This is a genomic window from Komagataeibacter xylinus (genome assembly GCF_031081985.1).
Classification (GTDB): Bacteria; Pseudomonadota; Alphaproteobacteria; order Acetobacterales; family Acetobacteraceae; genus Komagataeibacter; species Komagataeibacter xylinus_E.
Window position 1 is genome coordinate 2501 of record NZ_JARWSK010000013.1, and the last position, 2950, is coordinate 5450.

The window sequence follows — 2950 nt, forward strand, 5'->3', positions numbered from 1 at the left end:
TGGGGCAACCCACCCAGCGATGGGTATCATGTTCTGAATACATAGGGACATGAGGCGAACCCGGGGAACTGAAACATCTAAGTACCCGGAGGAAAAGACATCAATTGAGATTCTGCTAGTAGTGGCGAGCGAACGCGGAACAGGCCAGTGGCTGTTTTTGAAGAAGCAGAACGGAATGGAAAGTCCGGCCAGAGCGGGTGATAGCCCCGTATGCGTAATATCAGGAACAGTCCTTGAGTAGGGCGGGACACGTGAAATCCTGTCTGAACATGGGGGGACCACCCTCCAAGCCTAAATACTCCCTGGTGACCGATAGTGAACAAGTACCGTGAGGGAAAGGTGAAAAGCACCCCGACGAGGGGAGTGAAAGAGACCTGAAACCGAATGCCTACAAGCAGTCGGAGCCTCTTATGGGGTGACGGCGTACCTTTTGTATAATGGGTCAGCGAGTTTCTGTTTGCAGCAAGCTTAAGCCGTTAGGTGTAGGCGCAGCGAAAGCGAGTCTGAACAGGGCGACGAGTTGCTGGCAGAAGACCCGAAACCGAGTGATCTAGCCATGGCCAGGCTGAAGGTGCGGTAACACGCACTGGAGGGCCGAACCCACGCCTGTTGAAAAAGTCGGGGATGAGCTGTGGCTAGGGGTGAAAGGCCAATCAAACTCGGAAATAGCTGGTTCTCCGCGAAATCTATTGAGGTAGACCGTCGAGTATTACCCCGGGGGGTAGAGCACTGGATGGGCTAGGGGGGCCCAAAGCCTTACCAAACCTAACCAAACTCCGAATACCCGGAAGTATGAGCTCGGCAGACAGACAGTGGGTGCTAAGGTCCATTGTCGAGAGGGAAACAGCCCAGACCACCAGCTAAGGCCCCCAAATCGTGGCTAAGTGGGAAAGGATGTGAGGATTCCAAAACAACCAGGAGGTTGGCTTAGAAGCAGCCATCCTTTAAAGAAAGCGTAATAGCTCACTGGTCTAATAGAAACCTTGCGCCGAAAATGTAACGGGGCTCAAGCCACGTGCCGAAGCTGTGGGTGCATACTATGTATGCGCGGTAGCGGAGCGTTCCGTAGGTCTGTGAAGGAGACGGGGTGACCCTCTCTGGAGATATCGGAAGTGCGAATGCTGACATGAGTAGCGACAAACAGTGCGAGAAACACTGTCGCCGAAAGTCCAAGGGTTCCTGCGCAAGGTTAATCCGCGCAGGGTGAGCCGGCCCCTAAGGCGAGGGCGAAAGCCGTAGTCGATGGAAACCGGGCAAATATTCCCGGGCCTGCCAGAAGTGACGAATACAATATGTTGTCAGGTCTTATCGGATTGATCTGGCTTTTGGCGTATTCCAGGAAATAGCTCTGGCATATAGACCGTACCCGAAACCGACACAGGTGGACTGGTAGAGAATACCAAGGCGCTTGAGAGAACGATGCTGAAGGAACTAGGCAAATTACTTGCGTAACTTCGGGATAAGCAAGACCCGTCAGTGGGCAACCATCGGCGGGTGGCACAGACCAGGGGGTAGCGACTGTTTAGTAAAAACACAGGGCTGTGCGAAGTCGAGAGACGACGTATACGGCCTGACGCCTGCCCGGTGCCGGAAGGTTAAGAGGAGGTGTGCAAGCACTGAATTGAAGCCCCGGTAAACGGCGGCCGTAACTATAACGGTCCTAAGGTAGCGAAATTCCTTGTCGGGTAAGTTCCGACCTGCACGAATGGCGTAACGACTTCCCCGCTGTCTCCAGCATCGGCTCAGCGAAATTGAATTCCCCGTGAAGATGCGGGGTACCCGCGGTCAGACGGAAAGACCCTATGAACCTTTACTGCAGCTTTGCAGTGGCATCAGAGACATTCTGTGTAGGATAGGTGGGAGGCTTTGAAACCGGGGCGCCAGTTCCGGTGGAGCCATCCTTGAAATACCACCCTGACTGTTTCTGATGTCTAACCGAGGCCTGTTAGCCAGGTCCGGGACCCTGCATGGTGGGCAGTTTGACTGGGGCGGTCGCCTCCCAAAGTGTAACGGAGGCGCGCGATGGTGGGCTCAGGCCGGTCGGAAACCGGCTGTCGAGTGCAATGGCATAAGCCCGCCTGACTGTGAGAGTGACAGCTCGATCAGAGACGAAAGTCGGCCATAGTGATCCGGTGGTCCCGCGTGGAAGGGCCATCGCTCAACGGATAAAAGGTACTCTAGGGATAACAGGCTGATCTCCCCCAAGAGTCCACATCGACGGGGAGGTTTGGCACCTCGATGTCGGCTCATCACATCCTGGGGCTGGAGCAGGTCCCAAGGGTTCGGCTGTTCGCCGATTAAAGTGGTACGTGAGCTGGGTTTAGAACGTCGTGAGACAGTTCGGTCCCTATCTGCCGTGGGTGTTGGAGACTTGAGAGGATTTGTCCCTAGTACGAGAGGACCGGGATGAACATACCTCTGGTGCACCGGTTGTCGCGCCAGCGGCACAGCCGGGTAGCTAAGTGTGGACGGGATAACCGCTGAAAGCATCTAAGCGGGAAACCCACCTCAAAACAAGGTCTCCCCAAGGGCCGTGATAGACCATCACGTCAATAGGCCAGGTGTGGAAGCGCAGTAATGCGTGCAGCTGACTGGTCCTAATCGCCCAATAGGCTCATTCCAAAGCCCCCTCAAAAGGGCAACACACATGCACAGCAGTCATCCACTCTCAACACATCACCATACACACCAACCCATCCACATCCAGTCCAACCCCATCACAGGGGAGACTCGATGACCTGGTGGCCATGGCGGGGAATGATCCACCCGATCCCATCCCGAACTCGGCCGTGAAAACCCCCAGCGCCCATGATACTGTGCCTTAAGGCACGGGAAAGTCGGTCGCCGCCAGGTCTTCCAGTCTCCCCCACAAACGCGGGGTGGAGCAGCCCGGTAGCTCGTCAGGCTCATAACCTGAAGGCCGCAGGTTCAAATCCTGCCCCCGCAACCA

1 tRNA gene and 2 rRNA genes (1 of these 3 only partly in view) are annotated in these 2950 nt (G+C 55.7%); all 3 read left to right on the forward strand.

The annotated features are described in order from the left end of the window. Positions 1–2621 (forward strand): 23S ribosomal RNA (locus tag QEG70_RS16925); it begins 118 nt to the left of the window's first position. 116 nt (positions 2622–2737) lie between these two features. Continuing rightward, positions 2738–2853 (forward strand): 5S ribosomal RNA (gene rrf, locus QEG70_RS16930). A gap of 20 nt (positions 2854–2873) precedes the next feature. Further along, positions 2874–2950 (forward strand) — tRNA-Met (locus QEG70_RS16935).